This window comes from Vibrio alfacsensis (assembly GCF_019670485.1).
GTDB lineage: Bacteria > Pseudomonadota > Gammaproteobacteria > Enterobacterales > Vibrionaceae > Vibrio > Vibrio alfacsensis.
The window spans coordinates 1,425,195-1,449,762 of the sequence record NZ_AP024165.1; the positions used below are offsets into that span (position 1 = coordinate 1,425,195).

The following is a 24,568-nucleotide window of genomic DNA, read 5'->3' on the forward strand; positions in this document are numbered from 1 at the left end:
TCTTTGTTTATTACTCGAGAATCAGCCGAAAGGCGTGGCTCGATAGGGAACAGAACACCTCTTATTACATACCTAGCGGAACTGAAAACTGCGTTGAATCAAAAAACACACCTGCCTGACATTCTTCTGACCATTAAAAGTCATGAAGTGATGGTGTGGTCACGCTCTCTGCTGGTGGGTGTAAAAGCGTTGATTTTCAATTTAACCATAACGTTGTGAAACGACAATTCAGAAAGGTGGAGTGGTTTTTGTAGGCACTGTGATTATTTATTGTACCAATTAAAAAAAGAGACATACAAAGTATGACAAAAGTGGCATTTACCCATCATTGAATTAAATGAATTAGCTTTATCGTGATACATTTATAAATGTAACATCATGTTTCCATTAGTTTTAATAGCATGATGTTTAACATAAAAATAACACCAACGCCGATTAAGGTCGTTTGGACATAAATTAATACAATGTACGGTGAAAGGTTATGAACGTGCGTAAACTCACTTTATTGAGTTCTCTAGTTTCAGTGTTAGTTGGTTGTGGAGGTGGGAGCAGCAGTGATAGTGATTCTGGTCAATCTGTTCTTTTGAAAGGCAAAGCGATAGATGGTTATATCATTGGTGCAACCGTCTTTTTGGATTTGAATTTAAACAATCAGCTTGATGCGAATGAGCCAAATGTCACAACACAAGGTGAGGGCGATTTTGAACTAAACATTCCAAGTCAATATCAGCAGTGTGCAAAATATGTTCCTTTAGTGGTAGACGTGCCAGAGGACGCTATTGATACAGATACTCCAGATACGCCAATTGGAGAAGCGTATCAAATGGTATTCCCTCCACAATTTGCACTCACAACGGATCAAGATTTACTGAATTTGACGCCACTGACGTCCGTTGTTTGGAAGCAAGTGGAGCAAGAACTTCGCAGCCAACAATCAAGTGGACTATCTTGTGATTCTATTCTTAAAGAGGAAGCGCTACGAGCGGATATTTCACAGCGTCTAAAAGAGCAAGAGTTCCGAGTAGCACAGCGCTATAACGTGACTGTCAATGAGCTATATGGAGATTATGTAGCTAGTGGTGACACCGCTCTGCATGAGTTAGCAAAAGCGTTGGTTCCGGGATTACAAAAATCTTACACTGAAACAAAACAACTTGTTGATGCTAACCCTGAAGCGGATTTCGCTTGGGTAGAGTACTTTTTAGGGATGTGGGACAGCAGTACCACTCGGTATAATGAAAGTTGGTACCGTTATGAGTTTGTTCAACCATCGAATGGGAACTTCCATTCAGAAACCTATCTGATGTCTGATGATCTAGATACTAAAATATCACTTTACGATAAGCATCAAATGGTTACCAATCAGCGTGATGGTGTGAATATTGAGTCGACAATCAGTTTAGAACCAGCTGAGAGCGGATACTATTGCGCACGTAGTGAATGGCTTGAAACATTGCTGGAAGAATCTTCAGGTGTACGCAATACCATGTATAGCATGGTAGGGGATTGGGATTCATGTTTAACTGCTCGTGGTGAAGTGACACAAGCGTTGGTGACAAAAAACTATCAAGACCATATGTTGATTAGTTATACCGAACATACTTACCACCCAGGTACTGTCAGTGGTTTTGAGCACTTGATAGGGGTAACAGATACGGTCAGTGAGTTAGATTTGAAGCCAGTAAGAGATGTGATCAACACCGACTTTTACAGCGAGCAAGCCCATGGTGCAGATTATTGGCACCGTACGAAAAATGATTTTAGCGCTGTAGCTAGTGAACCTAGTCAAATCATGACGAGCCATGACAGTGATGGTCGTTGGGAGCGTTTTACCAGCTACCGTGATGGCACACATAAAAAAGAGTGTGGCGATTCTGAAGAAAGTTTATCAGTAGAGAACTGTAAAAATTAAGTAGAGTCACTTATTTTGCAAAAATACCCGGCAATGCTGGGTATTTTTATATTTATCATTAAGAAAAAAGTTAGACCAAAAGAAATAATAATAAGTGAGAAATTGTTTTAAAAGGTCACTTGTCAATAATTGAGGGAAATAAACGTCCTATAAATAGCACTCAACCAAAAAAGAGGGCTGTACTATGGGATTCTACACAAGAATACTGGTTTTTGTCGGGCTGATATTCATCCTAGCTATTGTGATCGTCTATGCGGTAGTGGATAACAGGAAAGATCGATTTGAAGCGTCTGACATCCCAATTGGTACCTTTGAAGTGCACATGTTTTTCGAACGACACCAAAACCATCTTTGACAAAAAATACAATAAATTCATGCTATTGAGTTTTTTTTAGAAACGCATTTTATTTGATAATTTTATTTCACTTTTAAATTCTCGAAAGCAACGATGGTTTGAGGCAGTTTGAAAGGGTACACAAAAAACAAACACGTATCCTACATGTTCGGAGTTTAATTATGACAACAAAAACATTGCTTAATCCAGGTCTTGAATACAACAATGAAACGGTTCTATACACTGGTAGCTTTATTACCGTTAACGAAGAACAACCAAAAGCAAATGCAGTCGTTGTACAAAGTGGAAAAATACTTTTTACGGGCACTAAAGATCAGGCTGAAACATTCCTAAATACGGAAAATATCTCTTACCGTCATGACGCTCAGTTTGAAGGGAAAACGATTGTTCCTGGCTTTATTGAAGCACACATGCACCCACTGATGGCGGCTCTGTTTACAGGCATGTTCGAGTATGGCGGCCAGTATGATCGCTTAGGTGTTGGTGGCAAACTACTCAAAGGTTGCTCAACGGAAGAGACACTAAAAGCCCGCATTAAAGAACTAAAACAAGAGCATGATAATGCAGGGAAAACAGGTGATTGGCTTAACCTTTGGGGTCTTGACCCATTATTGATGACCGATGGCTCCGTAGTGAACCGCGATTTCCTTGATTCAGTGGTTGATGATTCTCCAGTCTTTTTCATGCATGCGAGTTGTCATTTAGCCACAATGAATTCGCAAGCAATCGAAAAAGTAGGGTATAGCTTAGATGATGATCCAGAGTTTATTCTCCGTGAAAACGGCCGACTAACGGGTGACATTGCAGAGATGAAAGATCTGTATCGTGCACTAAATGTTGGCGCATTTAATTATGGCACTGATCCTGCTGTTATCGGAAAAACATTGATTGATTACGCGAACATTGCGCATTCACTCGGCGTAACGACCGTTGCTGATTGTGGTATGGGTATCCCATCGAACCCATATCCGTTGTATCAAGCACTCAGTTCAAACCCAGCATTTAAACTTCGTGTGACTGCATACCCACTTGCTGGCGTATTCAGCGTGGATGAAGTGAATGCGATGAAAGCAGAGAACAACGATCGTTTGAGCATCGGTAGCGTTAAATATGTGAATACTGATGGTTCTATTCAAGGGTTTACTGCTAACTTATTAGACGGACAAACATTCTATAATGGCAAGCCAAGTACATCATTGACTCGTGATATTGAAGAGATCTATGAAACTTCTCTTCCTTTCCATAAGGCGGGCTACAATATCTCTTTCCACTGTAACGGTAATGGTACAACAGAAAAACTGTTAGACCTTATCGAGCGTATGCAAAAAGACACGCCGATGCCAAATGCACGTCACTGCCTAGAGCACAATCAAATGGTGACGGACGAGCAAATGGACCGCATGAAAGTGCTAGGCGTTTGTCATAACCTATTTGGTACGCACGTACCGGTTTGGGGAGATGTGCACGCCACTCAAACTGTTGGACCTGAGCTTGTTAAGCGCTTGAATCCATTCCAAACGTCTGCGAAAAAAGGCATTCCTTTTTCTATCCACTGTGATGACGGTGTGACACAGGTTAACCCACTATTTATGATGTGGGGCGCGATGAATCGTAAATGCATATTCTCTGGCAATGTGTATGGCGAAGAAGAATGCTTGACGGCAGAACAAGCGCTTCATGCGGTAACATTAGGTGCAGCATACCTAATGGGCCATGAAGATAACAAAGGTTCGATTGCACCAGGAAAGCTGGCTGATTTTGCGGTACTAGATGCCGATCCTTTGAATACGCCTAAAGAGCAGATCAAAGACATCCATGTTCATGCAACGGTATTGGGCGGTGATGTCACGGTGCATGCTCGTGCAGCAACGCCAGCAAAAGAAGCTGAAGTCGCATAACGGCAAAGGCATTCAACTTACGATATTAAGAGCGCAATAAGCGCTCAGACTGCTGACAAAGGTCTAGCTTTCAAGCTAGACCTTTGATCTAATAGGGGTATCGAAATATGGATACTCCGACATGCTTCAAGAACCGACTCCGCAACAATACGAACTGGAAATGGTAACGATGGAACAGTTGGTTCCTAAAGACCATTTAGTGCGTAAAATCGATAATGCTATCGACTTTGAATTCATTCGTGATGAAGTCGCTCATCTTTATTGTAAAGATAATGGGCGTCCACCTGTTGACCCTGTTCGTCTCTTCAAAATCATCTTACTTGGCTACATCTTTGGCATAAAAAGTGAGCGTCAGCTCGTTAAAGAAATTGAAGTGAATGTCGCTTACCGTTGGTTCTTACGGATGTCATTAACAGAGAAAGTCATTCACGCATCTACTCTCAGCCAAAACCGCATTCGTCGCTTTAATGGCACGGATGTATTCGAACGTATTTTTATTAATATCGTAGAGCAAGCCATATCGAAAGGTTTGGTCGCGGGTCAAGAGCTCTTTACGGACAGTACTCATCTCAAAGCGAACGCCAACAAGAATAAACACACCAATAAAGTCACGGCGGTTCGCGCGAGTGCCTATCTTGATATGCTGGATGAAGACGTCACGTTAGACCGAGAAATAGCGGGCAAGAAGCCGCTTAAGGCTCGCGGATCAGAGTCAAAAACAAAGAATACTAAAACCAGTACTACTGACCCAGAGAGTGGCTTCATGACTCGTGATAATAAGCCACAAGGCTTCTTCTATCTCGACCATAGAACCGTTGATGGTCAACACGGAATTATCCTCGATACCTATACCACTGCAGGTAACATCAATGACTCACAACCTTACGTTCAACGCTTAGATTACACGCTTGCCACATTCCAATTGAACCCGATAGCTGTTGGACTGGATGCAGGCTACTTTACCGCCCCAGTGGCGGAGTCACTTGAACGTCGAGGTATTCTTGGCGTGTTCGGTTATCGACGCCCATCGAGAACGAAAAATACATTCAAAAAGAAACACTTTACTTACGACGCACAAAGAGACAGCTACCAATGCCCGAATGGTCAGGAGTTGCTTTATAAAACCACATCACGTGATGCCTACCGAGAATACCATTCAGACCCCAAAGAGTGTGCGTTCTGTCCAATGAGGAATGACTGCACTCAAAGCAAAAACATGAAGAAAGTGATTGCTCGGCATATCTATAGCGATGCAGTAGAGAGAGCAAATCAAATGCGGCTCTCTTCCTACGGAAAAAAGACTTATCGACGTCGAAGTGAAACCGTAGAACGGAGCTTCGCAGACGCCAAGCAACATCATGGTCATCGTTATGCTCGCTTTCGAGGTCTAGCCAATGTGCAAATGCAATGTTGGTTGGCAGCAGCAGCTCAAAACATCAAGAAGATAGCGTTGGTGATGAGTTATCTACGAAAAATGGGCTTAAACATGGCAGAAATAAGGCAAATACTTGCTTCTGTATGCCTATGTAATGAATGGAAACTTCTGCGCACGATATAACAAAAAATATCGCGATCGCGACCTACGGTCGCTTCCAAAAAAGAACCCCGCTTAAAAAGCGGGGTTCGTCATCAATCTGAGCGCAATAAGCGCTCTTTTTTTGTATTTATTATCGATAGATAGTCACGGTTTATATCCCAACGTCAGTGTGAGCGGCATATGTCATGCCAAGGTACAAGTCTCAGATTAACAGCCCTACATCGCGTTGAGCTTCTTGTTTTGGTTAATTCGCGGCTTAGTGTGGGAACAATCTAACTACGCTTAGGTTTCCATACGGCAACTCTAAGAGGAAAGGCTTTTGTTTGATGATTCTTTTGAATGACGTCCGTTTTAACACGCTTTGCACATTGAGAACGTTGGTATCTAAATATTGGTAAGGAGCGACGTATCGCACAAAAGATGGTAGCTGAAATCATTACAACGATACGCTTGTAGATGTAGATGTAGATGTAGATGTAGATGTAGATGTAGATGCAGAGAATAGGATATGAATTGAGTAAGCGTTCGAACGGTATAAAGCAGAGTCATACCGTTCAAAGACTTGCAGTGGAGATTATTTTGACGGAATAAGAGAGTGCGTCGATTTTGCCGTCGTTATTGCGGGTTGTTTTTGAACTCGAGTACTAACAAAACAACCCAAAAGAGCGGTGAATGTAAGTAGACTCATCGCCATATCAAAGCCGAGTAATCTCGCGTTAGCATTGGATTGATGCAAATAATTCGCCTGATGAAGATCGAGATTGTAATGCTCGATTAAAACATCTAATCGGTTGTCATCAACGTAAGGGACATGTGAAACCTGGTTGAGGTCAGTAACAAATGCATGAGGAAAGTACGTGGTAATTTCGTGGTTGGAGCGAATGTTGTGATCCATTGTCCATTGGTTAATGCCACCAAATAGGCTAATACCCAACACTAGGCCAATGTTTCTTACGGTTGCTTGTAGTCCACCAGACTGTTCTGCTTCGCGCTCACCTAGAGCATTGGTAATGATCACCGGACATTGGGACGCCAAAATACCCATTGATGCTCCAAGTAATGCCATACCAAGATAGAAAGGTATTAAGATACTTGTGCTCTGACTGGATAAGAGCAAAATTACGCCCGCACCAGCCATGACGCAAAATCCAATTTGGCATAGACGCTTTGCGGATTGGCTTTTGAATAGGAGTGGTGTGCCAATAGAAAGCCCGATCATGCATGCAGAAAAGAGCAAAATAATGCCACCAGAATGGGAGGTGGAAAGCGAAATGGCGACTTGCAAATAGGTGACCACGACAAAGCTGCTCCCTCCTAATACAAGATACATCAAAGATAGAATAAGAAACCCTGTGCGAGAGCATCGGTTCTTTAACCAACTAAAAGGCAAAATAGCGTAACCATACGTTTGCTCGAATCGGGTTTGTTGATAGAGAAATAAGCCAAATAATATCGAGCCAAGTATGAGCAAGAATAGGGCAGGGCTAAATGGTGTGACAAAGACAAGCCATTGAGGAATGTTCGCCCCGTTTAATACTGAGAAAAGTCCCCAATAAGGCATTTTAATCAAACCAAAGAAGATGGTAACGGTACTTATTGCCCCAAGAGTTGCGCCTAAAAAGTCAAATTTGGCTGGTTGATTGGTGTGAATTGGTCGAATCCAAAAGATGGCACTGATTAGGCTCAGAAAATAAAGAATAGCGATAATAACAAATGGCCAAACCCATTGTGTGCTGTCATGAAGCCAACCACTTACAAGGGGAATCAATGCTGCTGCTAACCCCGTTGATGCTGCCATTAACCCGAAACCCACTGCGCGTTTTTTACCAGGAAAGTGCGCAACGACGAGAGCAAGTACCGCTGGCAATATCAACGCCGAAGCAATCCCTGCAAGTGGACGAATGAACAGAGAAATGGTCGTTAGGTTATCGATGGTGATGAATCCAATCGTCGATACTAGCCCAATTGAAGTTCCTAAAATGAGTAATCGCCGCCAACCAATGATGAGACCCAATATACTGGCTGAGAGCATAAATGCCGCGCCGACTAAAGGTTGAACACTGCCCAAAAATTGGATGCTAGAAATGTCCGTTTGGAAGACGGTGACGAGAGCAGAAGTGGAGATAGAAAGGTTGGCGACGTCTGCCGAAAGTGTGAATTGCGCGAGGCACAACGCAATGAGCAACCAACTTGTTTTGTTATCTTTAGTCTTATCCATAGTGTCTCTCTGGGTGACTGAAATGGTATGGTTGAAACGAATAAAGCCCCGGTAGTACCGAGGCTTAAAGGTCAACCTTAACTATTCATTAAAGAACGTTGGGGAAGTTTTGAACAAAGGGCTAAGCCACCAAGCATTAAGCCAATAAGTGCAAACAGAGCATAGTGGACTGACTGTAAGCGAGATTCTGCCATCACTTCGATCACGATGCGTTGCTCTTCTTTATCCACAATCAGGTCTTCCATCAGATCAACTGCCATTGCGTTAGATACGAACGGTAATGATGGTTGCTCGATGATGATTTGCTTGGTTTCAGCGGACAGTGCTTCGTGCTCAGCAACGTTTGATTTAATCGCACCTGTTAGTGAGAACAGCATAACTGAACCAAGAATTGCAACACCAAATGCTTGTCCAACGTTACGAGATGTCGCTTGGATACCACCGGATTGCTGTGCTTCACGTTCATCAAGTGCTGAGGTAACAACAATCGATGCTTGAGATGCTAGCAGACCCGCACCAGTACCAAAAATAGTCAGAGAAATGTACTGCCAGAAAGTAATTCCCTCAGCGGTAAATCCAAGGAACATGAGTGCTGTGCCTGCGGCCGCGATAATGAATCCAAGCTGGCAGATGCGCTGACAGGTGAGGTGAGCAAGCTTTGCCGGTGCGCCTAGTGAGCCGATCATCATGCCTAATGCGAAAGCACATAATGCCATACCAGAGGAAAATGCACTCATACCAGCAACAAGCTGCATGTAAGATACGTTGATGAATCCTGTCGCACCAAATAGCAAGAAGATGGTTGCACATAGTACTAGGCCAACGACAACCTGAGGGTTTTTAACGTAAGACGATGGAAGAAGTGGTGTACCACCTTGTGCTTCAAATTTACGCTCCCAAACCATAAGGGCTTTGAGAATTGCAGCACCAAGTAAAACCGTTGGAATTGCAGGAGAGATGCCAAGGATTGAGAAGTCAGTCAGTGGTGCAATTAGGCCCCATTCAGAGATTTTCAACAGGCCCGTTACAAAGCACAGTAAGCCGATGCCAGCTAGCGCAATGCCAACAGTATCCAGTTTACCTTTAAAAGGGCTCGATTCTAGCGTTGGCAACTTCATGCTACCGAACATAACGAGTAAGCAGTAGATGCCTAAACCAATAAAGGCTACTTGGAAGCTTGCTACATCAAGAATAAAGCCAAACAAAAGTGGCGTAATAGCACTTGCAAGACCAACCAATGCCGCGATAGCCGAGAAAGCAATGGCTTGATCTTTGCCCTTATAAATACCAGCGACATTGGCAAGTACAGCTGGGATCAACAAACAAGCGCCAAGGCCAGCACCAACGCGTGCGCCATAGTTTAATACTTCCATGTTTGGCGCAAAGGCTGCACCAAATGAAGCGGCGGCAAGCATGCCCGCGCCGATGACCATTTGGCGTTTCCAGCCAATGATAAGGCCAATTAAACCACCAGCAATCATGCCTGCACCTGCAATAAGAGGATACATGGCATTGGCCATTTGAATTTGTGGCATGGTTGCGCCGTGTAAAGCAATAAGAGCGTCAGTTGAAATCGCGAGACCAGAGTTATCGGCCATCGTAGAAAACTGTGCCGCAAGAAGAACAATCAGAGGAAACCATTTGGCTAACCCTGATTTTTCTTCCGGTGTAGGAAGTGTAGAAGCGGATACCGTCATAGTAGATACCTTTTGGTTGAAGAGCGAGAGCTCGTGTCGTTATAGTTTTGATTTGTCATCGGCACTATTTAAACGCGTAGGGTTGTTTTCGCTCCAACCAAAAAAAGTATCTTTAGAAGAAAAAAAGTTGTTTTTGTAAATTAGAAAATAAAAAAAACTAAAACAATCCTAACCATCTGATTTTTTTGTTAAAACATAAGAGACATCTAAGTTGTTACTTTGCTCTACATCGATAAAAAGACGTCCCTCATCAAGTCGCCATGCATTCAAGCGAAGTAAGCTTCCTCCCATTGGGATGTCGATATGAGTATTTTTAACAAACTCTTCTAAGCCTCGTACCTGTCGGTTCACAATATCGAAATGAGCACTAATATGTTCATGCTTTCGAATTTTGAGTGTACCGTCATAGGTGTAGTTAAAATCACCATATCGGTTGTTCACCGAGAGTCTAATCTGGCCATCTTCAACTAGCATTATGGCCACAGAATGGATTTTTTTATCTCCGATGAATAGCGTACCGTCACCTTGCCACGCCCCCTCGTAAAGTTGAAAAGGGTCGTTTAAATAACGATAGACTTTCGTCCCAGCAAAACTGGAAAGTGCAATCACTCCTGAGATGATGAGTAGAATTAGAAATCGACTTTTTGGCATTCTAATACTCCTTGTTTCTCAGAACAGATTCGATAGTAATTCGCATGTTTTGTTATGTATTTTGTTGTTTCATCTGGCTTTACAGGCAGAGAAGATAACTCGTTTTCAGTGGGCTCAAACAATACCCAGTGATTTCCGTATTTTTGGCTTACCCTATTAGGTTCCGACACAAACAACCCAGAGGCAGATAAAGCGAAAGAAGCAATAGCTATTGTGCACACCGCGACAACCACTCGAATGGAATGTATCGGTTGGTTTGAGTCTTCAGATGAACTTTTGTTCGTATCAATTTCTTCAGTAACCTGTTCATTCGGGGACGTAAAGCAAGGGCTAAGATCACCATAGCCATTTTCTTTTATTGGTGCGATCGCGAGAACGTAGCCTTGTTTCGGGATCGTTCTAATCAAGGTTCTATCGATATCTTTTAAAGAAAATCGCAGCGCTTTCACGGTTTGATTAATGGTCGCATTTGTTGCGTAAGAGTCTTTCCACAGCGTTTCTTCTATCGTGGTTCGAGACAGAACTTCTGGAAAGGTCTTGATTAGCTCATTAAATAGATTGGCTTCCCTTGCCCTTAATCTCGATAGCTCTCCTTGATTATCGATAACGCCGGAAGTCGGGGAAAAGTATATATCTCCCACTTTATATACCGGTGGCTCCAAGGATAACTTAGGCATTGAATTCTCTCTTTCTGTTATTTCAAGGATTATGCTACCCGAGAAGAATCGATCACGCATTTGATCAGACGCAAAAAGTGGACCAGAACGAAAACCAAATATCAAAAATGCGAATCCGGTCATTATAAATTAAAGTCGAAGTGAAAATTAATATCATGGAATGGGCGAGGAAAATATATCAGCAATTTAAAATCATTCTGTAATATTTATGTGGGCGAGGTGGTTTGGGATGTGGGTCTTTTTAAGTGCATGTTTTTAAATAAAACATTTCCGACACTATACTTTTTTTTATTTTATGTTTTTTTATTTTGTTATCGCTGTGTGTGTAAATTTTCTAGAGTGAGTTCGAATTTAGCTCATAGAAGCTGACAAACCAATAACGCACAAAGTAGGTTCTCCGACCATGACAAATTATAAAAAAATAGCTTTAAGTAGTGCACTTATTCTTTTCTCAACTCACGCTATAGCAGATGAACATATCACGCCAGACGATGCGCCAGATCCAGGTGACCATACTAAGGTCTCGTCGGTAGTAAATATCACTTACGGAAAACAGAGCTTTAATGAAGAGGACAATGATTTTGTTCAAATTCAGGGTCAGATGTCTGGGGGGAAAAGTAATGGCAATCTGTTTTTGGGGCAGCTAACCATTCAGGGCCAGGAAAACGGTAAAGTGGGTAGCGACGATTTTAACTTGTCACAAGTACGCGCTAGGTACTTTGAAGTGACTCATACAGAGTGGCAGCATGCGCCTATGGCCGGCATCTCTCTAGATTATATTGAAACCAGTTTTACCGATGCCATTTCTGATCGATTGTTTGCGGTGGGCGGTTTGATCCGTGTTGATACGCCATTCAAAAATTGGTTGTCATTCCCAATTCTTGCTGGTGCAGTGGGACAGAACAATAGTACTTACAGCAAGCTAGGGCTGGTGGATGATTATACCTGGGGCGTTCAATTTAACTTTTTGAACTCAATCTATTTGCATCAAAATGGTACGCACGTTCAAATTAACCCGCAGTTTAGTTCATTAGATTTTGGTGGAACGGTGGGAACGATAAACCAGCTTCAACTGGATCTCGCATTTCAAACCCCACTTGCACAAAACCGCAAACATTGGGGAAAAATCACTTACACCGAGTACTTTGATGATGTCGAGCAAAGCTTCGGCCACAATAGACAAGGGACAGAGCTGAAATTTACTTATAGCTATTACTTCTAATTGGCAGTGTTCAATCTAATCACCTCTTCTAGAACTGGTAACATATCCTGTTGCCAGTTTGATGCCCCATCTTCATCCTGCTGCGTCAAATAAAGCGGCCATTCAATGGTTTGGTAACATTTTGTTTACATTGGCAAGCTGGGTTGTATTGCGAAAGGAAAACGATAAGTTGCTGATAATAAGTTATTTTAACTGTCATTGCTTTTGGCTTTAAAATTAACGCTCCGGGCGTAACAAATTTTTTACATTCATTGGCAGTATTCGCTAAGTCACCGATTTTTCGCCAACTATTCCAATTTATCTTCTCCTGCGCCAAGTTAGAAATAGATTCTAAGTAAGCCGACAGTTTTCTGGCGTAAAGAACGTTTCCAGGCATAACGGCTGTTTCTAGCTATAACAGTAACATTGAGGAGAAAGTCATGGTGGACACCTACAACCCATTAGGCACGGATGGATTCGAGTTTGTTGAATATACCGCAGCAGATAGCGTGGGTATTGAACAACTAAAAGCACTCTTTTCTTCGTTGGGCTTTGCTGAGATCGCAAAACACCGTTCTAAAGAGGCGTGGCTGTATCGACAAGGTGACATTAGCTTCATTGTTAATGCTCAGCCTCATAGTCAGGCAGAAGCGTTTTCTAAACTTCATGGCCCTTCCGTGTGCGGAATGGCGTTTCGTGTAAAAGATGCCAATGTAGCCCTTAAGCAAGCACTGGATAACGGCGGTGTTGAATACAAAACTGAAATTGGTCCAATGGAGTTGAGTATCCCTGCTATTTATGGCATCGGTGAAAGCTTGCTGTACTTTGTTGACCGTTACGGCAAACAAAGTATTTACGACGTTGATTTTCGTTTCTATGACGATGCGGACGAGCGCCTTGCAAAAGCCGACGTAGGTATGTACGAAATTGACCATCTGACCCATAACGTCAAGCAAGGTAACATGGATGTGTGGTCTGGGTTCTACGAGCGCATTGGTAATTTCCGCGAAATTCGTTACTTCGATATCGAGGGTAAATTGACAGGTCTTGTCAGCCGAGCAATGACGGCTCCTTGTGGCAAGATCCGTATTCCAATCAATGAATCTTCGGATGACAAATCTCAGATTGAGGAGTTCATCCGCGAATACAACGGTGAGGGTATTCAGCATATAGCGCTAAGCACGGATGATATATACCAAACCGTTCAAACCCTACGTGACCGCGGTATGGATTTTATGCCTACACCAGACACTTACTACGAGAAAATTGATGAACGAGTGAAAGGCCATGGGGAGGATGTCAGCAAACTGCGTGATATGAGAATTTTGATTGATGGCGCACCAACTAAAGATGGCATCTTGCTGCAAATCTTCACTCAGACTGTTATTGGACCGGTGTTCTTCGAAATCATTCAACGTAAAGGCAATGAGGGCTTTGGTGAGGGTAACTTCAAAGCACTGTTTGAATCGATTGAAGAAGATCAAATCCGCCGAGGAGTACTAAGCGATGCATAAATGGATCACATTTCCTCATCGGGAGGGAGTGTGCTCTAAGCAAGCACATGCTGATTTCCCGGAAGAGGCAATTTACGAACGTGAAGCAGGTCGAAGTGGGTTCTTCGGCCCAGCGGTACACTTTCATCACCAACACGCACCGACAGGTTGGTCTGAGTGGGAGGGCGACTTGCGACCTCGCGCATTCGATTTCAACTTAGTCGAAACGGCGAGTCAGATTTCACCTTGGGCAGTGCCGCTTCTTTTACACAACGCCAACTGTAAGATCCGTGTATGGCGTATGGATGAGAAGATGGACTTCTTAGTGCGTAACGCCGATGGCGATGAGTTGTTATTCATCCATCACGGCACTGCAGACCTTTATTGCGACTATGGTCATCTCAAAGTGAGCGAAGGCGACTACGTAATGATCCCACGCTCAACCAGTTGGCGCTTAGAACCAAGCGAACCAATGTTTGTTCTGATGATTGAAAACACCGATGCTGCTTATTCTTTGCCAGAAAAAGGCATGGTGGGCAATCACGCTGTATTCGACCCAGCGGTTCTGGAAACGCCTTCCATTAACGACGAATTCCGCGGGCAGTACTCAGAAGATCAAACTCAAGTTCATGTGAAGCGCCATGACAAAGTCAGCATGATTACTTACCCATTCAACCCGCTTGATGCGATTGGTTGGCACGGCGACTTGGCCGTGGTGAAAGTGAACTGGCGTGATATTCGACCTTTGATGTCACATCGTTATCACTTACCACCTTCTGCCCACACAACGTTTGTTGGTGCTGGATTCGTGGTGTGTACGTTTGTACCTCGTCCAATCGAGAGCGATCCTGGCGCACTGAAAGTGCCGTTCTATCATAACAATGACGATTATGACGAAGTCTTGTTCTACCACGCAGGGGATTTCTTCAGCCGTGACAATATAGAGGCAGGCATGGTGACTTTCCACCCGGCAGGCTTTACTCACGGTCCTCATCCGAAAGCATTCAAAGCGGGTCAGGAATATAAGAAGAAGTTTACCGATGAAGTGGCAGTGATGATTGATACGCGCCACGCCCTCGAGTTTTCTGACGAGCTCGATAAGGTTGAAAACAAAGAATACGTCTATAGCTGGCAAGAGAAGTAAGGGGCAAGGATGAAATTAGCAACCAAGAAAAATGGCACTCGCGATGGTCTGTTGATGGTCGTGAGCAAAGACCTGACACAATGTGTTCCGGCAACCGAAATTTTCCACGCGATGCATCTCGCGCCGACCATGCAAGTGGCATTGGATAACTGGGACAAAGTCGCTCCACAACTGGAAGAACTTTATAACGCGCTAAACAATGGTGCGGTTTCGGGAAGTGAAGAGTTTGAATCCCACTATCTAGCATCACCATTGCCACGCGCATATCAATGGGCAGATGGCAGTGCTTACGTCAATCACGTCGAACTAGTGCGTAAAGCGCGCGGTGCAGAAATGCCAGAAAGCTTCTGGACCGATCCTTTGATGTATCAAGGCGGCTCAGACACGTTTATTGGCCCTTGCGACAACATTGAATTTGCCAGCGACGAGTGGGGCATCGATTTCGAAGGCGAAGTTGCCGTGATCACCGGTGACGTACCAATGGGCGCAAGTATTGCAGAAGCACAAGAATCCATTCGTCTTATCATGCTAGTTAATGATGTGTCACTGCGTGGTTTGATTCCCGCGGAGTTGGCGAAAGGCTTTGGCTTCTTCCAATCGAAACCGTCATCGGCGTTCTCTCCTGTTGCAGTAACGCCAGATGAACTGGGTAAAGCGTGGTATGAGAACAAAGTTCATTTGCCTTTAGTTTCTACATACAACCACAAGCCATTTGGTTGCCCAAATGCAGGTGTCGATATGACGTTTGATTTCGCTGACTTGATTGTCCATGCTAGCAAAACACGTCCACTTTCTGCGGGTGCAATCATTGGCTCGGGCACAGTATCGAACAAGCAGGGCACAGATCACGGCACTTCTATCGAAGAGGGTGGCGTGGGTTATTCCTGTATCGCAGAAGTACGCATGATAGAGACCATTCGTGATGGCAAGCCGATAACTCGCTTTATGTCGTTTGGTGACTCAATCAAGCTAGAGATGTTTGATACAGATGGTAACTCGATCTTTGGCGCGATTGATCAACAAGTCAGCCAATATTTAAAACACTAAAATGTGAGGCAAGGAAGCGATGAGCGAAAATATCACCCTCTACGGCTACTGGCGTTCTTCGGCGGCGTATCGAGTGCGCATTTGTTTGAACTTAAAAGCGTTGGGCTACGAGTCTCAATCGGTTCACTTGGTACGTAACGGCGGTGAGCAGCACAGCGCGGAATATCATGAGCTAAACGCCTCTGAGCTTGTGCCAGTGCTTGTCGATGGTGATATTCAGCTAAATCAGTCTCTTGCCATCATTCAGTATCTCGATGAGCAATATCCACAAGCTCCTGTCATCCCAGAACCGTCGCCGCTTCGCTATCAAGCGTTGGCGATAGCCCAGGATATTGCAATGGAGATCCATCCGCTTAATAACTTACGCGTGTTGCAGTATTTGGAAAGGGAGTGGTCTTGCAATCAAGAAAACAAAGTTGAATGGATCCATCATTGGATACACGAGGGCTTTACAGCATTAGAAGAAAAGTTAACCCGCCATCGACAACAATATGGAAACTGTATCTACAGTGTGACTGACTCTCCCTCTGTTGTTGATATTTGCTTGGTGCCGCAAGTTTACAATGCGCTGCGTTTTGGCGTTGATATGACGTCTTATCCCATTATCACTGCTGTTGTGGAAGCTTGTAACCAATTGCCTGCTTTTATTGCTGCGATGCCAGAGAATCAGCATGATGCTACTAGTTGAGTTCTTTGATTGATAAGTACTGGCTGCGTTCAAATTGCTCAATTTAAAACTATGGGGAGGCCTATCCCATAGTGTGTCTTTTGGGGATTTTTAGTTTTCGTTTAGGAATACTACTTTATTTCACTAAATTTTCTTTGATGTGCTGAGTTAGCTAAACCAATAATTGCCTCTCAAATTGGTTATTAGAGTTAGGGCTCACAATATGAATAAGACGGTTTTGGTTACGGGAGCATCTGGCGGCATTGGGCGCGAAATCTGCACACAATTTTTAGATGCAAAATACAATGTTATTGCGCTCGCTAGAGAGTTCAATGATTTTGAATTGTTGGATGACAATAGAGTTAAATGTATTGAATTTGATCTGACAAACTTATCCACAATTCCGAGCCTAATATCAAGCTTACCGGTAATTGATGTTTTGGTTAATAACGCAGGCGTCATGATTTCCGCACCATATGATGATTATCCTGATGCGATGAAAGCATTGACGCTCAAGGTGAATCTTGAGGCTCCTGTTGCGCTTATGACAGAAGTCGGTAAGAAAATGAAAGTACAAGGTTCAGGTCGTATAGTTAATAATACTTCAATTGCGGGTCACATTGGTCATCCAGATATTTGGTATGGTGTAACCAAATCAGGTTTGCTGAATGCAACGAAGAGTTTTGCTAAGTTACTTGGCCCACATGGAATTACCGTCAATGCCATTGCGAGTGGACCAGTTATGACTTCGATGATGGAGTCAATTGACCCTCGTCGTCTTGAACAGATAAAAGAATCAGCGTTGACAGGACGTTTTGCACAGCCAAAAGAGATTGCTAAAACAATTTGTTGGTTAGGTTCCCAAAGTCCTCAATACATAAATGGAAGCTGCATTGATATTAATGATGGTGCATATCTTAGGTAGGTCCGCATTCAAAATCGAACGAAACATGGATGAGAACATAAGAACTCAGTCCAATGATCGCGAATGAGGCTGACATTCAAAGCGAGTTCATTTCTTTAATATCTGGTTAGTGCCCAAATTGATAAGGACTGCTATTATCTTCTCCGAAATTTTGGGGTTTTGTTGCTCTTGCTAAGTTTTCCCTTTAGGCTTTGAGTAACTCGTTGTTTTGGGCGCATTTTATCTATGACCAACATCTTTATCATTGTTGTTCTTCTTGTCGTATTCTTCTTCATTATTCAAAAGTATGTGATCAAACATGATGATACTCGAGATTATCCGTATCAAAGCAAAGGGCCATTGCTTAGAGGACAAGAAAGCGCGTTTTACAATGCGCTAAGATCCGCAGTTGGCGAACATGCAGTAGTATTTGCCAAAGTGAATATGGCGAGTGTAATCACTCCCAAAAGTATTAAAAATAAAAAACAGTTGTTTGTTGCTAGCAATCGAATAGCGCGCAGCTATTTTGATTACGTAATCTGTGACCCAAGAACTTTGGAGCCTCGCGTTATTGTTGAGCTCGATAACGGGCAACTGTTGACTAAGGGCAAAGTTGAACGACAAAAACTGCTCATGCATGTATGCAAATCAGCCAACTTGCCTCTGATTGGTGCATCGGTGAAGCATAGCTATCAAGTAGGGCGTTTGCGTCGTCTTTTGGCCGCCCATATCGATTTAATTGAATCAGATAAAGAAATTCGATTCTGTAAGAAATGTGGTAGTCCAATGGTGATAAAGACCGCGAATCAGGGCGAGTTTAAAGGACGACGTTTCTTTACCTGTAGTCGCCAACCAAATTGTACGTACACTGAAAACTATAATGTCGTGTTTGATACGGAAGATGAATAAGCGTCTATTCACTTCAAGGTAATAACAAAGGCTTTGGCTCAAAGGGTTGAAGCCTTTCTTATATGAGCGCGCTACTTATATAAGACCAGTACTTATCTAAGCCCAGTATTTAGAAGCTGTAATCCTGAGGGATCCCATCGTTTGAGAAAGGCCTATACTTTGATAAAAACACAAGAATAGGGAAGTGTGATGCGATTAGGATGGGTTCTTTCAACATTTCTACTGGCATTTAGTGTCAATGGGCAGCCTTTACTTAAACCACTTGAGTGTCAGCTGACGGGTACTCCGCAAGACCATTTCTTGTTTTATCGCGAGCAGATGGTTTATCACAGTGAGCAATTTGCCATTTTCCAAAACTTCAAAGGCCGAGTGAGCACACAAGTCGACTTGAAAACCGGGAAGCTGATTAGAACCACGTATATTGGCGAGCCTTTTACACCCAAATATCAAATTCTGTTTGGTGATTGCCCGAATGTCTCCCAAACGTTGCAGATTTGGATGTTAAGTGAAGTGCCATACGACAATTAAAGATGTATCCGTTCAACAAAGAAAAGTTAGATAGATCACACTTTTATGTTCACTACGTTTGATGGGTGGTGATAAAACCATCTAAAAACAGGTCTTGAGTTTAGATTTTCGCCAAACGAATCAAAGTGTGTGAATTTATGCTTGCACCCCTGATGGGATATAGCTAATATCCATCTCGTTCCAGAAAAATGCGTCCGTAGCTCAGTTGGTTAGAGTATCGCCTTGACATGGCGGGGGTCGGTGGTTCGAATCCACTCGGACGCACCATTCAATCTGAATGGTTAGGAATAAAATTTGGGTCCGTAGCTCAGTTGGTTAGAGTACTACCTTGACATGGTAGGGGTCACCAGTTCGAATCTGGTCGGACCCACCAAATTTTAGTTCTTCGTGAACAAGCACCAAAGCCCGCTAATTTAGCGGGCTTTTTTGTGCCTGTCGTTTAAAGATCTCTAGCCTAACTGTAGCTAGGCTTTCAATACAAAAATAGATCTTCATGACTCCAAGTATTTTAGGCACGGAATAAAATGTCGTGCCCGCTTACTCTTTGATTAAACACAATGAGTCAGTTCAGTTACTCGATAAAAGTGCTTGCTGAACTGTCTACACGTACTCTAGATTCAGCGAATGAAATTAATCTTCGGGTATGTATTTGATTAAATCTTCAATTTTACAATCAAAATATCGGCATAAAGCTTCTAATGTGCTGGTGGTTGTCACATAGTCGTTATTTATGGCAACTTTTGAAATAGCCGACCTTTGAATTCTGATCTCTTGGGCAATTGATGCTTGAGAAATTTTTATTTCCTCAATTTTTTCTTTCTTTTCAATTAGCTGCTCGCCTTTGTCACTGAACTTGGTTTACCCCCCAAAATGAAGGGATGTTAATCAGGCTCAAAGTTTTTACTACTGAGATTGATGAAAGCACAATGCGACGTGTTTGCACAAATCCTGTTATTTTGGACATCTCACCGGATGGAAAAAATTACGCATTGTAAGAAGACTTTTGAATGGGTGGAGGAGGATGGGAGAGCGAACTAAAATTTGATAATGGCAAACAAACTTCTAAGTACTTGCAATGCATGAGCAGAAACTACTAGCCCTGATTGATCAAATTTATGGCGCTTCGCTAGACTCGTCTCAATGGTCCTCGATTTCCAATTTAATATTACAGGCGATTGGAGGGCATAATGTGAATTTTGTCGTCGAGGATTTAAACCCGAGTAAGTTGGCTTATGTTTACTGTAGTGCGCTTGATCAAAGTGCCATTGAGCATTATTCAAGAGACATCATGAATGACGATCCAGTATTGGAGATTTTTGACGCGACGCCGACGGGAACAGCTATGCTGTCGCAACATTTTTGGGGCCAGGATAGATTAAGTAAGATTCGGTCTTACCAAGAGTTTTATTCTCGTCACCGCATGACCTATTTTGCCACGGGACAATTTTATAAAACATCGGATAGACGGGCATACTTGTCTATTGCTCGTGCTGCGAATGACACGTTATTTACGAAAGAAAGCAAAATTGCACTGCAGCGACTACTTACTCATCTCAAACGTTCGATGTTTATCAATCAACAGTTATTGGACTATGATGCACGCGTTCACGAACTTGAATATGGATTTAATTGCATAGATGCCGGAGTCGTTATGTTTAACCATTTCGGGAAAATACTATTTTCTAATGATGCTGCTAGTGAGCTTCTTGATAAGCGACCACAAAGTCAAACGACTTACCCGATCAAATTACCATCTCATAAGCTTACATTAAAAGTGCATAAGGTAATTGATGCCATCTTGCATCGTAGCGCGTATAGCGAGGGTTGTAGTATTCCATACTTTGAGAAAGCGGAGAGAAAAACACTAGTCTTTTTGCCTTGGAGTCCTAGGTACAATCATCAAAATTGGGTAGGTGACAATGCATGTTGCATTCTATTTTGCCTAGGTTCATCGACAAAGGCTCAACCAGTACTTGCGCTCCATTATGATCTTACGAATAAAGAGTACAATGTATTACGATTATTGATGACAGGAAAGAACGTGCAGGAAATATCGGAAGCATTATTCGTCAGCAAGGCAACGGTACGTTTTCATTTAAAAAATTTAATGAGGAAGACATCCACTTGTTCCCAACATCAACTCGTCGCATGTGCATTCTCAACTGCAAGAATAGCCCACATTCTTTAGGCTTTATGAGCTACATGGTTTTGTGTTTTTAATGCGGCAGAATCAATAAAACCAATCTGTAACTAATGTTAAATTGTAAATACTGCAGAGGTGAAGTTTTTGATAAATTCTCCCTCTATTGGTCACCAGTTTATTATTCGTATACTGAGAAATACAGGTCTTCACATGCATTTATTGTGTCAAATATTTCTTCGCCATCCTCAAATACTGCCAGAACGTTATACATACAATATCCTGAATAATCTTCAACATCTACTTCTCGTTCAGAATATGGTCTTATAGTTGAGCGACCAAGCAAGTCTCTAGGAGAATAGTCTCCTCCTACATTTGCTACCCAAAAATATGTTAATCGAAAGCTAGTGTTGTTTTCAATGATAATTGTACGGTCATGCCTATCTCGCGCATTGATTTGCGGTACGAGCAGTAGTAAGGTAATTATCGCCATAACTAGTTGTTTCATTATACACTCCTATTTTTCTGATGACATGAGTTCTCTAGTTGCCAATTGGCTAGCAACTATGCGTTAGTAATATAAGATTAGGAATGATAATTATTTTTCGCCCTATCGAAATTGATAGTTTTCATATGGTGGGTGTTTTTTATTGAATAACTATTGATATTGATAGTGACGTTTGATGAAACACATCTTAACCTTAACGATATGAAAGTGTATTTTGTCAATTCATGAGGCTTTACGAATGAAAAAATTTATGCTGCTAGTTAATTTAATTATATTTTTCTTAATGTTATCGCTTAATCAGGCCTTTGCTAACTGTTCAACGTTTGATGTTGAAAGCCAAATTAGTAACCTTGAAAGATCATTACCTCCAAGATTCAGCGCTTTTATTGATAAAGCAAAATCTTTAAAACCAGAGTCGCTACTTGCCCTTGCCATTCAGATGGATATCTATACCCCAAGTCAATTTGAATCTTCAAAGTTTGTTTTGTTTTGTTACGCTGCAAATCAAGGAAGTGATAAAGCAGCATTACGTTATGCATTGGCGTATGAAAGTGGTAGTGGTGTAGAGAAAAATGAGAGTAAAGCTTTTAATATAATAAACACCTTGGTAAAAAATGGAGATTCACATATTCTTTATACTCTAGCACGTTATCATCAAGTAGGAGTTGGTACCGTTCCTGATCCCGAGCTTGCAATGAATTATTATCAAGCTGCAGCTTGGAAAGGGTCTACACTTGCGAAATTGGAGGTGGCCGATAGCTATCTACTGCAACTTAATACTGAATATAATTTTGATAAAGCCCTAGCTTTATATCAAGCAGTGCTGATGTTCTCAGACCCAAGGGATTTGAATTATCTTCATGCATTGGCCGCGACGGGTTATATGCATTTTTTTGGACTTGGAATAGAAAAGGATAAAAATAAAGGCTTAGAAATAATGTTAAGTGCACAATCGCAACACAATGGTTTTGGGAGTTTTGCTCTTGCTCGTGCTTACTACTGTGGTTGTAGTCGATTAGAAAAAAACATAGTGAAGTCAATTTACTACTTTAATGAGGCAATAAAAAATGGATATTCTCCGGCGCATATTGAATTAGCGAGAGTATATGTTTCAATGGGAAAATTAACCGAAGCACAACAGCATTTTATGTTAGCAAAAAAACATGGTTATCCAATCGGGAGTTTTGGGTTGGCTTATATTTATCGTTTGCAAAAAGATAATAAAAGTAAATATAATCCATTGTTTGAGGAATCTATTGAAAAAGGCAATGCGTTGGCCTTGAGGGTATTAGGAATAGAACTTCTTAAACGTGTAAGAAATGAAGGTGATATACATAAAGGTCTTGTTTATATTTGGACTGCTGCAAGTAAAGGGGATGTAGATGCTTTGGTGTTTTTATCTAATATCTATTTGTCAGGAGAGTATGTTAATAAAGATGAAAATAAAGCATATTTTCTTGCGCAACTATCATTCCGAATTAAACCATCTTATAACGTATCAAGTTCTAATAAGTTCTTTGATATAAATGGAGAATTTCCACCTGCTCTCATAGCGGACTTTAAAGTATGCGACTCTTTAACGACAGCAGAATGTTTAAACGTTTTAGTTCCTATAGAAGAGTTAAGTTTATGATATTAAATAAGTTTAACTATACGCATTTTTTCTGAATGCTTTGTGTAGGCTTTGTTGATTAAATTAGCGAGAAGATAAACAACACCATATGTAACTAGCCGCCAGCTTCTGACGGATATAGCTAGTCCTATGACCTTGTTTATTGCTTTGACATTCGCCATGATTTCAACAACTTGAGCGTTATAATATTTCAAGCTTAATTTATCACTTGTTAGTCTTTTATAACGAACATTGCGGTCTCAGATATTGAGCGATAGTGATCATATAATAGTTAGAGATAGCATTTTCAACGTTTTTACGGTCGCTTCTAACATTGAATTCGAATGTGTTTTGAGAAGAATATTTCGAACGTGAAATCTGACTGTCGATTCTGAAACAAAGAGAGATTGTGCTACGTCGCGAGCATTTTTACCATCGAGGTATTCTTTAAGGATCCTCGCTTCAGCGTTTGATAGGTCATACATCATTTTCACATTGTTAGTGACAATATGTTCTGGAGAGGCAGGGATTACGATAATTAAACACTTCGCGGTATCCCCTGCCCAGTGATGTGTATTGGACTCGTTGTACCAAGAAGTACAAATGGCGGTGTGTTGCCCCCGATGTGTTCAAAATTTGTATAAATGGGCTCGTGGATTTCGCTTGAGTTTAGTATCCGCCTTATGCTTTCTTGGATCTGTCTGTTAGCTCTCAAGTCTGGTAATCGTACAGGGCAGTTCCCTTTATTAGTTAAGTTATTCAAAATATAAGGTTCTGCCAGGGCATTAGCGTGTGTCAAGTTGCCCTTTTCTGACAGTAATATTATTGCGGCTTGAAGATGGTTTAAATCACCTTTGAGGCTATTAATTTGACTCTCTTTTTCTATAAAATGCATACCAATGCATAGCGCACGGTTAAGGTGAGGTAGCAATAGCTGCATAACACTCTGGTTCTCTTTTGTAAATAATGGGTCGAGATGAGATCGAGCAACTGAGACGTAAGCCCTTGAGTTTTTGGAGCGATAAAACTCTCCTCCTATGAAGTATGTGCTACCAATTTCTTTGTAGAATTCTTGGTAAGCTGAGAAATTATTCAGTTGCGGTACAGTCCATTCTTCTTGTGAGAGGTATGCAATACCTGTTGGTTTCGCGTTGTAATGTGCAGTCAGCTCATCATGACTCATGACACTATTACCGTATACTTCGAGCTGATCCAAAGTTGCTCCATTTGTGAAAAGGAATCGAAACTTTTTATTCTTTGTATCTTCGATTACAAAATTTACTGTATGGGCGCCAATGACTGATTGAATAGCTAAAGCTACGTCACGCCATTCGTTGGGGTTAAGTGCTGCAGAATAGATTTGGTCAATGATGGTGGACAGTTGTTCAGGCGACATAGGAGATGTAGTTATTGATGATGGTATCAATAATTATAGTTAATAATATTCGATGCCTCATTTCCCCCACAACC

At 42.0% G+C, this 24,568-nt stretch carries 22 protein-coding genes, 2 tRNA genes and 1 pseudogene; 15 read left to right on the forward strand and 10 right to left on the reverse strand.

Annotated elements, in window-relative coordinates; translation table 11 throughout:
* Nucleotides 1-481 precede the first annotated feature (481 nt).
* The 3 genes from VA249_RS06950 (at nt 482) to VA249_RS06960 (ending at nt 5,723) form a co-directional block, all read left to right on the forward strand.
* Nucleotides 482-1,912: a hypothetical protein gene (locus tag VA249_RS06950; RefSeq protein ID WP_221069561.1), complete on the forward strand. Its 1,431-nt coding sequence runs from the start codon at nt 482-484 to the stop codon at nt 1,910-1,912.
* A 516-nt stretch (nt 1,913-2,428) separates the two neighbouring features.
* Nucleotides 2,429-4,165 (forward strand): amidohydrolase, encoded by a 1,737-nt coding sequence (locus VA249_RS06955; RefSeq protein ID WP_221069563.1) that lies wholly within the window; start codon nt 2,429-2,431, stop codon nt 4,163-4,165.
* Nucleotides 4,166-4,286: 121 nt separating this feature from the next.
* A complete protein-coding gene (locus VA249_RS06960) occupies nt 4,287-5,723 on the forward strand; it encodes an IS1182 family transposase (protein ID WP_221067583.1) in 1,437 nt (478 codons plus the stop codon).
* A gap of 553 nt (nt 5,724-6,276) precedes the next feature.
* On the opposite strand, the gene VA249_RS06965 is transcribed toward VA249_RS06960, so the two are convergent.
* The 4 genes from VA249_RS06965 to VA249_RS06980 all read right to left on the reverse strand — a co-directional run bounded on the left by VA249_RS06965 (nt 6,277) and on the right by VA249_RS06980 (nt 10,945).
* Entirely contained in the window at nt 6,277-7,920 is a 1,644-nt protein-coding gene (locus VA249_RS06965) for an MFS transporter (RefSeq protein WP_221069565.1), read from the reverse strand.
* Nucleotides 7,921-7,997: 77 nt separating this feature from the next.
* Nucleotides 7,998-9,617, reverse strand: coding sequence for an MFS transporter (locus VA249_RS06970; protein ID WP_221069567.1), 1,620 nt, complete (start codon nt 9,615-9,617; stop codon nt 7,998-8,000).
* Nucleotides 9,618-9,785: 168 nt separating this feature from the next.
* Nucleotides 9,786-10,268: a hypothetical protein gene (locus VA249_RS06975; RefSeq protein WP_221069569.1), complete on the reverse strand. Its 483-nt coding sequence runs from the start codon at nt 10,266-10,268 to the stop codon at nt 9,786-9,788.
* Complete coding sequence (locus VA249_RS06980) at nt 10,247-10,945, reverse strand: winged helix-turn-helix domain-containing protein (protein WP_221069570.1); 699 nt, start codon at nt 10,943-10,945, stop codon at nt 10,247-10,249. The genes VA249_RS06975 and VA249_RS06980 overlap by 22 nt, the downstream gene beginning before the upstream one ends.
* Nucleotides 10,946-11,348: 403 nt before the next feature.
* Here VA249_RS06980 and VA249_RS06985 point away from each other — a divergent pair, with 403 nt between their 5' ends.
* Complete coding sequence (locus tag VA249_RS06985) at nt 11,349-12,167, forward strand: hypothetical protein (RefSeq protein WP_221069572.1); 819 nt, start codon at nt 11,349-11,351, stop codon at nt 12,165-12,167.
* An 85-nt stretch (nt 12,168-12,252) separates the two neighbouring features.
* On the opposite strand, the gene VA249_RS06990 is transcribed toward VA249_RS06985, so the two are convergent.
* Nucleotides 12,253-12,543 (reverse strand): hypothetical protein, encoded by a 291-nt coding sequence (locus VA249_RS06990; protein ID WP_221069573.1) that lies wholly within the window; start codon nt 12,541-12,543, stop codon nt 12,253-12,255.
* A 43-nt stretch (nt 12,544-12,586) separates the two neighbouring features.
* Here VA249_RS06990 and hppD point away from each other — a divergent pair, with 43 nt between their 5' ends.
* The 9 genes from hppD to VA249_RS07035 all read left to right on the forward strand — a co-directional run bounded on the left by hppD (nt 12,587) and on the right by VA249_RS07035 (nt 19,211).
* Complete coding sequence (hppD, locus tag VA249_RS06995) at nt 12,587-13,660, forward strand: 4-hydroxyphenylpyruvate dioxygenase (protein WP_221069575.1); 1,074 nt, start codon at nt 12,587-12,589, stop codon at nt 13,658-13,660.
* Nucleotides 13,653-14,783 (forward strand): homogentisate 1,2-dioxygenase, encoded by a 1,131-nt coding sequence (locus VA249_RS07000; protein ID WP_221069577.1) that lies wholly within the window; start codon nt 13,653-13,655, stop codon nt 14,781-14,783. Before hppD ends, VA249_RS07000 begins: the two co-directional genes overlap by 8 nt.
* A gap of 9 nt (nt 14,784-14,792) precedes the next feature.
* On the forward strand, nt 14,793-15,830 hold the full coding sequence (locus tag VA249_RS07005) for a fumarylacetoacetate hydrolase family protein (protein WP_221069274.1): 1,038 nt from the start codon (nt 14,793-14,795) through the stop codon (nt 15,828-15,830).
* A gap of 19 nt (nt 15,831-15,849) precedes the next feature.
* Complete coding sequence (maiA, locus tag VA249_RS07010) at nt 15,850-16,518, forward strand: maleylacetoacetate isomerase (protein WP_221069578.1); 669 nt, start codon at nt 15,850-15,852, stop codon at nt 16,516-16,518.
* Between the two features lie 202 nt (nt 16,519-16,720).
* On the forward strand, nt 16,721-17,422 hold the full coding sequence (locus tag VA249_RS07015; protein ID WP_221069580.1) for an SDR family NAD(P)-dependent oxidoreductase: 702 nt from the start codon (nt 16,721-16,723) through the stop codon (nt 17,420-17,422).
* Between the two features lie 225 nt (nt 17,423-17,647).
* Nucleotides 17,648-18,310, forward strand: a complete 663-nt coding sequence (locus VA249_RS07020; protein ID WP_211919132.1) for a DUF2726 domain-containing protein — start codon at nt 17,648-17,650, stop codon at nt 18,308-18,310.
* Between the two features lie 189 nt (nt 18,311-18,499).
* Nucleotides 18,500-18,838 carry a hypothetical protein gene (locus VA249_RS07025; RefSeq protein WP_211919130.1) on the forward strand — a complete coding sequence of 113 codons (339 nt, stop codon included), beginning with the start codon at nt 18,500-18,502 and terminating at the stop codon, nt 18,836-18,838.
* A 190-nt stretch (nt 18,839-19,028) separates the two neighbouring features.
* A tRNA-Val gene (locus tag VA249_RS07030) sits at nt 19,029-19,105 on the forward strand.
* A 29-nt stretch (nt 19,106-19,134) separates the two neighbouring features.
* Nucleotides 19,135-19,211: transfer RNA gene (locus VA249_RS07035), tRNA-Val, on the forward strand.
* 257 nt (nt 19,212-19,468) lie between these two features.
* Here VA249_RS07035 and VA249_RS07040 read toward each other — a convergent pair.
* A complete protein-coding gene (locus tag VA249_RS07040) occupies nt 19,469-19,666 on the reverse strand; it encodes a helix-turn-helix domain-containing protein (RefSeq protein ID WP_221069851.1) in 198 nt (65 codons plus the stop codon).
* 247 nt (nt 19,667-19,913) lie between these two features.
* Between VA249_RS07040 and VA249_RS07045 the strand changes: the two genes are divergently transcribed.
* On the forward strand, nt 19,914-21,026 hold the full coding sequence (locus VA249_RS07045; RefSeq protein WP_221069591.1) for a helix-turn-helix transcriptional regulator: 1,113 nt from the start codon (nt 19,914-19,916) through the stop codon (nt 21,024-21,026).
* Between the two features lie 133 nt (nt 21,027-21,159).
* Here the strand turns inward: VA249_RS07045 and VA249_RS07050 are convergent, their stop codons facing one another.
* Nucleotides 21,160-21,486: a hypothetical protein gene (locus VA249_RS07050; RefSeq protein WP_221069593.1), complete on the reverse strand. Its 327-nt coding sequence runs from the start codon at nt 21,484-21,486 to the stop codon at nt 21,160-21,162.
* 238 nt (nt 21,487-21,724) lie between these two features.
* On the opposite strand from VA249_RS07050, the gene VA249_RS07055 reads away from it, so the two are divergent.
* Complete coding sequence (locus tag VA249_RS07055) at nt 21,725-23,119, forward strand: tetratricopeptide repeat protein (protein WP_221069595.1); 1,395 nt, start codon at nt 21,725-21,727, stop codon at nt 23,117-23,119.
* 104 nt (nt 23,120-23,223) lie between these two features.
* Here the strand turns inward: VA249_RS07055 and VA249_RS24310 are convergent.
* The 3 genes and pseudogenes from VA249_RS24310 to VA249_RS07070 form a co-directional block, all read right to left on the reverse strand.
* Nucleotides 23,224-23,378: pseudogene (locus tag VA249_RS24310) on the reverse strand (IS5/IS1182 family transposase); the annotation flags it as partial.
* Between the two features lies 1 nt (nt 23,379).
* A complete protein-coding gene (locus VA249_RS24315) occupies nt 23,380-23,586 on the reverse strand; it encodes a LuxR C-terminal-related transcriptional regulator (RefSeq protein WP_221069597.1) in 207 nt (68 codons plus the stop codon).
* A gap of 50 nt (nt 23,587-23,636) precedes the next feature.
* On the reverse strand, nt 23,637-24,494 hold the full coding sequence (locus VA249_RS07070; RefSeq protein WP_221069599.1) for a hypothetical protein: 858 nt from the start codon (nt 24,492-24,494) through the stop codon (nt 23,637-23,639).
* Between the last annotated feature and the right edge of the window lie 74 nt (nt 24,495-24,568).